This window comes from Streptomyces sp. NPDC038213, assembly GCF_055600495.1.
Window position 1 is genome coordinate 105,165 of record NZ_JBVJYM010000026.1, and the last position, 6,738, is coordinate 111,902.

Below are 6,738 nucleotides of genomic sequence, written 5' to 3' on the forward strand. Positions count from 1 at the left end.
GGCCGCGGCGGCTCCGGCCTGTTCAGGCCCCGGACGTGCCGGAGCGCACGGCCATCAGAGGATCGTGTTGTAAATGTTCCAGCCCGCACCGATCCTCGTCCGGACCGCGAACGGGGCCGAGGCCTTGCCCGTGCCCTTGTACAGCCACAGCACCCCGTACGCGTCCCGCGCCACCGCGTCGGCCCTGCCGTCGCCGGTGAGGTCACCGGCGACGGACAACTGCCCGAAGGCCCCCCAGCCCGCCCCGACCCGCACCTTCGGAGCGAACGGCGCCGCAGCACTGCCGGTCCCCTTGTACAGCCACAGCACCCCGGCGGCGTCCCGCGCCAGCAGATCGGGCTTGCGGTCGCCGGTGAGGTCTGCACCGCCGTTGAGGGAGTTGAAGACGCCCCAGCCGGCGCCGATCTTCACGCGCTTGGCGAAGGGCGCGGCCGGGTTCCCCGTGCCCTGGTGCAGCCACAGCACACCCGTCTTGTCCCGGCCGAGGAGGTCGGACTTCCTGTCGGTGTTCAGGTCACCCGCGCCGGCGATGAGGGAGTACGTGTTCCAGCCGCCGCCCACCTTCGTGCGGGGCGCGAAGGACTTGCCCGTCCCGGCTACGCGGGAGTGGAGCCACAGCGTCCCGGAGGCGTCCCGGCCGACGGTGTCACCACGGCCGGGAAGGCGGGTTCCGGCGGCGTAGGCGAGGTCCTCGGCCAGGGGCTCCAGGCGGGTGACGGCCGTGTAGGTGTTCCAGCCGCTCCCGATCGCACCCGGGACCGCGAAGGGCTTGGCCGCACTGCCGGTGCCGTCGTACCGCACCAGGACGCCCTTGGAGTCCCGGGCGAGGAGGCCGTGGCGGTCGTGGCGGGGGCCGGTACCGACCGTGAACGTGCCCTCGGAGCTGACCAGGGCCTCGTCGGGGGTGCCGCCCGTGTAGATGTCGTAGGAGGTGCGCGCCTCCAGCGTCCACGTGGGGAAGCCGGCGGGCACGGTGATCGCGTACTCGACCGTGTGCACGCCCTCGGGCGCCCGGCAGGTCATGTTGTAGACGCGGCCGACGACCTGGCCGGAGTTGACCTCGCAGGTCACGCCGGCGCTCGTCTTCACCGCGCTCATCCGGATGTCGGCCGGCCGCCAGGAGGGCTGTCCTGCGCCGAGGCCGAAGTACAGGGACAGCGCACCCCTGTCCTGGGCGCGGAGGGTCAGCTTCTGCACCACCGTCCGCCCTGCGGGCACGTGCGGGAGGCTGTAGGCGACGGAGTTGCGCGCCGCGTGGGCGAGCGTCTTCACCGTCATCTTGGCAGCGCCGTGCGTGTCGCCCTTCGGCGTGGTCGACGCGGTCCGGGCGGCCTTGACGCCGGCCGCGATGTCTCCCCCTCGGGGAACGTAGGCGTAGCCGACGTGGACCGTGCTGAGGTCGGCAACGCCCTTGTTCACGAGCCAGTGCTGGCCCGGGTAGGTGGTGTTGCCGAGCACGTCGCAGGCGTAGACCTGAGCGGCCCCTGCCACGGGTTCGCACTCGTCGGGATCGGCCGAGATGACGGACGCCACCTGCGCGACACCGGCTCCGGAGCCGTCGAGCGGCTTGGTGGAGTACGCGTAGATCAGGGTGCCCTTGAGGGAGCCGGATTCGAGTCGGGGCGCGGGGCCCCAGTGACCGCCCGGGTAGGTGACCGCATCGGCCGTGCTCAGCCGTACTGCTTCGTCGGCGCGGGCCGGAGTGCCGGCGAGGGTGTATCCGGCGGCCAGCGCGATCGCGGTGGCTATGACCGCGGTGCGGGGGCGCGTTGACGTGAACAAGGGGATCCTCCTGGAGGCAGCGGCCCCGGCATTATGCCGGGGCCGCTGGTGTGCGTATGAGGGCAGGGCCCGTCAGAAGATGCGGGTGATCGCCGTACGATCAGCGAGGGCAGCGGACAGGGGGCAGGAGATGGCAGCAGGGGCCGGATGGCAGCGGAGTGCCGGTGGCCGGGGCCGGGTGGCGGCGGGCGCCCTGCTGCTCGGTGCTGTGGCGGTGTCAGGGTGTTCTGGGGGCGGACGTTCATCGGAGACCGTCGGCGGCGGGTCGCCCTGCGCCGTGCCCGTTGTGTTCCAGCTCGGGGCCGGGTGGAAGGCCAAGGACGGGGACTTTCGGCTGCGGACGGTCGCCTTCGAGGAGAAGTGCGAGCTGGAGGTGGGTGCGGGGGAGGACCGTGTGCTGTTCGCCGCACACCTGGCGACTCCCGGGGTGCGGGCCGCCACGCCCCTTGCCGCCATGGACGCCCTCGAGGGGGTGGGCATGGCCAACTACGGCGAGTACCACAGCGACTGGAAGCGGGAGGTGGTCGACCTGCCGGCCGGGCCCGCCGCCGTGCTGCACAGCCGGGTGTCGCTGCCGGATCCCGCGATCCCCGTGTACCGGTACTACCGCCTGGTGGTCATGACCCCCGAGGGACCGGTGGCCCTTACGGCCTCGGGGCCCGATGCCGCGGTGTTCCGGGTGTTCCGGTCCGTGCGGGAGTCGATCCGGTCCGCGCCCCTTTCTACGCCTCCGGCTTCGTGAACGCCGCCGGGTCCACCGGGCGTTCGAAGAAGGTTTCCAGGACCACCGTGGCCTGGGTGCCGCTGACGCCCTCGATGGCGTAGAGGCGGCGCAGGACGTCCTGGAGCTGTTCGGTGGTTGCCGTGCGGACCTTGACGAGGACCGAGGCGCTGCCTGCGATGACGTGCGCCTCCAGGATCTCGGGCAGGGCCGCGAACTCGGCTGCCGAATCCCCCATCCACGCCGTCGAGTCGACCATCACGTACGCGAGGACGGCGCTGCCGACCGCGGCCGGGTCCACGTCGGCGACGGTGCGCCGGATGACGCCGTTCGCGCGGAGTTTGCGTACGCGCTCGTGGGTGGCGCCGGCGGACAGGCCGACGGTCTCGGCGAGGGCGGCGTAGGACTGGGTGGCGTCCTGCTGGAGCTGTGCCAGCAGCAGGCGGTCGATGCGATCCACAACTCTCCGTTCGGATTCTTCTTGTGGAGACCATATCTCATGCGGCAATCTCATGATCAAGCCGAAGGTTGTTCATGTGAGTGCAGATGGGGAGGACGGGATCTTGCTGTACGAGATGTTTGACGACCGGTTCCGCACCGGGCGGTGCATGAACGGCGACGCCGCGCTCGAGGTGCTGTACACCGGCTGCCGCTGGGCGGAGGGGCCGGTGTACCTGCCCGCGTGGCGGCAGCTGGTCTGGAGCGACATCCCGAACGACCGGATGCTGCGCTGGGACGAGGAGACCGGATCGGTCTCGGTCTTCCGCCGCTCCGCCGGGCACACCAACGGCAACACCCTCGACCGCGAAGGCCGTCTGATCACCTGTGAGCAGGGCAACCGCCGGGTGACGCGCACCGAGCACGACGGCTCGGTCACGGTGCTCGCCGACCGCTGGCAGGGCAAGCGGCTCAACAGCCCGAACGACGCGACGGTCAAGTCGGACGGATCGGTATGGTTCTCGGACCCGGACTTCGGGATCAACAGCGACTACGAGGGCTACCGCGCGGAGGGCGAGATCGGGGCGAACAACGTCTACCGGATCGACCCGGTGAGCGGGGAGGTCCGCATGGTCGCCGACTGCTTCGGCGCTCCGAACGGGCTGGTCTTCTCCCCCGACGAGCGGCAGCTGTACGTGTCCGACACCCGGGCGGGGTTCATCCGCGTCTTCGACGTGCGGGAGGACGGCGGCCCGGGCGGCACCACCCTCTCCGAGGGCGAGGTCTTCGCGACCGCCGGCAACGCGGGCGGCCCGCGCCCCGACTCCCGCTTCGACAACCTCCGCTTCGACGACGGCGGCCGGCTGTGGGCGGCGGCGATGGAGGACGGCGTGCACTGCTACGACCCGGACGGCACGCTGCTCGGACGCCTGGACGTCCCCGAGTGCGTCTCCGACATCTCCTGGGGCGGGGCCAAGCGCAACCGCCTCTTCATCACGGCGGAGACCAGCCTGTACTCGGTGGTCATGGCGGTCACGGGCACCCACCCGACGGGTCCGGGGCACCGGCCGTGGGCGGCTGCGGCGCGGTGACAGGACTTCCGGTGAGCGGGGCGTCCGTATCCGTCCGGGAGCGGTCGGCGGCCGACCTCGGCGCGTGCGTGCGCGTCCTCGCGGAGGTCCACGAGCGTGACGGCTATCCCGTCAACTGGCCTTCTGCACCCCCCACTTGGCTGTCGCCGCCCGCACAGCTCGGCTCCTGGGTGGCGGAGCTCGACGGCCGCATCGCCGGGCACGTGGGCCTGTGCCGCAGCGGTCCGGACGAGGTCTCCCCTGCCCTGTGGAGCGCCTCGGCGGGGGCGGACACGGAGGCGGTCGGGGTGGTCGGCCGGCTGTTCGTCTCCCCCTCGGCCCGCGGGCACGGGATCGGGGCGCTGCTCATGGCGCGGGTGACGGAGGAGGCGCGGGCCCGCGGGCTGCACCCCGTACTCGACGTGGTGGCCACCGATACCGCCGCAGCGGCGCTGTACGAACGGCTGGGCTGGCGGCTGCTGGGCACGGTGGAGCAGGAGTGGGGGCCGGGGCAGCGGGTGTCCGTACGCTGCTACGCCGCGCCGCCGCCGGACTGACCCCGTCCCGGAACCGGGACGGGGGCCGGCTCCACGACGGGGCAGGGACGGGGTCAGGGGCGCTCAGCGCTTCAGGAGGAAGGTGAAGTCGTCGGAGAGGCGGCCGTCGAGCCGTACGGCCGACACGATCCGGCCCTCCCCGAGCAGCCGCTCCACCTCGGCCCGCGGGAGGCCGAAGCCCTCGGCGATGAGCCGCACCGGCCGGACGGGGATGCGGGCCGTGAAGCGGACCAAGACCTCCGTCGCCTCGTGGACCCCGGCAGCGGTAGCGGGCGCGGAATCGGTAGCGGTAGCGGGAGCGACTTCGGTTTCGAGGCGCCAGGCGCCCGCCCAGTCGAGGGCGATGCGGTTGCGGCGCCGTACCGTGGGGTCCTGGAGCAACTCGGCTGCCAGAGAGGGGTCGTTGGCGTGCGCCCGGTCGAGCAGCGCGGGCGGGATGGAGCGGACGTGGGCCCGTTCCAGGACGCTCAGCTTCGCCGTGTCCCCGCACCCCGTGCACAGCACGAGGAGCCAGACGTCGAGCAGTTTGTGGTGGGCGTTGACGCGGAATTTCCCGTGGGCCCGGAAGCGCTCGGATCCGCACGCGGGGCAGCGGCGGCGGACGAGGGGCAGGCGGGTGGGCACGACGGCCCAGGTTTCGAGCACGGAGGTACACCGGTTTCGTGTGAGAAGAACGCAGCAGGAAGGGGCGCGGCACACGGACGGGCGGGCGGCAGGCAGCGGGAAGCTGCCGGTCGGCCGGTGGCCGTGGCGCGCGACGGTTCAGCGCTCGGGGTGTCTCACACGAGGTACAACGGCGGATCCTTCGTCAGGCGAGGTGGTCAGACGGCACGCTAGCTGCGGGGGCCGCCGTTCCTCCACCGATTATTCGGGCGGGCCGACGCCCGCTGCCGCCCCGGCGGGTCAGTCGCCGAGGGCCAGGCGGATGCCCAGGCCGGCGATGACCGTGCCCGTGATCCGGTCGAGGAGGCGGCGGGCCCCCGCCGTGCGGAGCCAGCCGTGCAGCAGGCGGGCGAAGCCGATGAGGACGGCCGACCAGAGCACGCCGAGGAGGGCGTGCAGGGAGGCGAGGGCCATGCCGGTGGTGAAGTGGTTCGCGTCGGCCGGGATGAACTGGGGCAGTACGGCCACGTAGAACGCGCCGACCTTGGGGTTGAGCAGGTTCGTGAGCGCGCCCTGCTGCCAGCCGCGGGCGAAGGAGTCCGCGAGGGCGTGCGGGCCGAGGGGGGTCTCCGGGGCGGAATCCTGGGCGGGGCCGCCCGGTTCCGGCGTGCGGCGGAAGGTGTCGCGCAGCATCTTCGCGCCCATCCACACCAGGTACGCGGCCCCGGCCCACCGCAGTGCCGTGTACGCGAGTTCGGAGGCCGTCAGCAGGGCCGTCACGCCGAGGGAGGTGAGCGCGCCCCAGGCGAGGATGCCGGTCTGGATCCCGAGGACGACCCCCCCAGGCCCGCCTGCGCCGCCCGAGCGCGGAGGTGCGCAGGACCAGGGCGGTGTCCAGCCCGGGGGTCAGGGTGAGGAGGCCCACCACCAGGGCGAAGGACCACAGCGCCGTGCTCATAGCCATGCCGCGGAGCCTACGACACGGGGCGGGCGCGCCGGCTCCCGGTCGCCGACTACCCTGCGCTGCCATGAACCGTAGACGGCAGAAGAAGCTGACCCGCGCGCTCGTCGACGCCGCGACGTTCGGCCGCGCCTCCCGCGTGCGTGCGCTGCTGCGGGCCGGGGCGCACCCGGAGGCGGCCGACACCGAGGGCACGACCCCCTTGTACGCGGCTTCCGTGCAGGGGTCGGCGGAGACCGTCCGCGTCCTGCTCGCCGCCGGGGCCGCCCCCGACACCGAGAGCGGGCGCGGTACCGAGGGCACCCCCCTGTGTGCGGCGGCCTGTTGGGGCCATGCCGACGCCGTCCGCGCCCTCCTCGCCCACGGCGCCGACCCGAACCTCCGCGAGGACCTGGGCACCGGCCGCTCCCCGCTGGACTGGGCTCGGGCGGGCCCGTACCCGGAGACGGTCGGGCTGCTGGTGGAGGCGGGGGCGCGGCGGTAGGGCGTCCTTGTCCTCCTCCGGGCTAGTCCCAATGTTGGTGACTTAAGTTCTGTCCTGCCGAGTGATGGTGACGGTGTCAGGTGCGGGTGGTGTCCCGTTGCGATGCTCGGCTCGTTTGAGCG

The 6,738-nt window shown here is 72.7% G+C and carries 7 protein-coding genes and 1 pseudogene; 4 read left to right on the forward strand and 4 right to left on the reverse strand.

Annotated elements, in window-relative coordinates; all coding sequences use genetic code 11:
* Positions 1-54: 54 nt before the first annotated feature.
* Positions 55-1,782 (reverse strand): FG-GAP repeat domain-containing protein, encoded by a 1,728-nt coding sequence (locus ACZ7JZ_RS27930; protein WP_470943872.1) that lies wholly within the window; start codon positions 1,780-1,782, stop codon positions 55-57.
* A 277-nt stretch (positions 1,783-2,059) separates the two neighbouring features.
* Between ACZ7JZ_RS27930 and ACZ7JZ_RS27935 the strand changes: the two genes are divergently transcribed.
* Positions 2,060-2,524, forward strand: a complete 465-nt coding sequence (locus ACZ7JZ_RS27935) for a hypothetical protein (RefSeq protein ID WP_470943874.1) — start codon at positions 2,060-2,062, stop codon at positions 2,522-2,524.
* Here ACZ7JZ_RS27935 and ACZ7JZ_RS27940 read toward each other — a convergent pair.
* Positions 2,505-2,963, reverse strand: coding sequence for an Lrp/AsnC family transcriptional regulator (locus tag ACZ7JZ_RS27940; RefSeq protein ID WP_470943875.1), 459 nt, complete (start codon positions 2,961-2,963; stop codon positions 2,505-2,507). The two genes, ACZ7JZ_RS27935 and ACZ7JZ_RS27940, sit on opposite strands and share 20 nt — an antisense overlap.
* A 115-nt stretch (positions 2,964-3,078) precedes the next feature.
* Between ACZ7JZ_RS27940 and ACZ7JZ_RS27945 the strand changes: the two genes are divergently transcribed.
* Complete coding sequence (locus ACZ7JZ_RS27945) at positions 3,079-4,032, forward strand: SMP-30/gluconolactonase/LRE family protein (RefSeq protein ID WP_470943886.1); 954 nt, start codon at positions 3,079-3,081, stop codon at positions 4,030-4,032.
* Between the two features lie 11 nt (positions 4,033-4,043).
* Positions 4,044-4,568 carry a GNAT family N-acetyltransferase gene (locus tag ACZ7JZ_RS27950; RefSeq protein ID WP_470943877.1) on the forward strand — a complete coding sequence of 175 codons (525 nt, stop codon included), beginning with the start codon at positions 4,044-4,046 and terminating at the stop codon, positions 4,566-4,568.
* Positions 4,569-4,631: 63 nt separating this feature from the next.
* On the opposite strand, the gene ACZ7JZ_RS27955 is transcribed toward ACZ7JZ_RS27950, so the two are convergent.
* Entirely contained in the window at positions 4,632-5,213 is a 582-nt protein-coding gene (locus tag ACZ7JZ_RS27955; protein ID WP_470943878.1) for a DUF1062 domain-containing protein, read from the reverse strand.
* A 258-nt stretch (positions 5,214-5,471) separates the two neighbouring features.
* A pseudogene (locus ACZ7JZ_RS27960) lies at positions 5,472-6,135 on the reverse strand (LysE family translocator).
* Positions 6,136-6,199: 64 nt separating this feature from the next.
* Between ACZ7JZ_RS27960 and ACZ7JZ_RS27965 the strand changes: the two are divergent.
* Positions 6,200-6,616 carry an ankyrin repeat domain-containing protein gene (locus ACZ7JZ_RS27965; RefSeq protein WP_470943879.1) on the forward strand — a complete coding sequence of 139 codons (417 nt, stop codon included), beginning with the start codon at positions 6,200-6,202 and terminating at the stop codon, positions 6,614-6,616.
* The last annotated feature ends 122 nt before the right edge of the window (positions 6,617-6,738 follow it).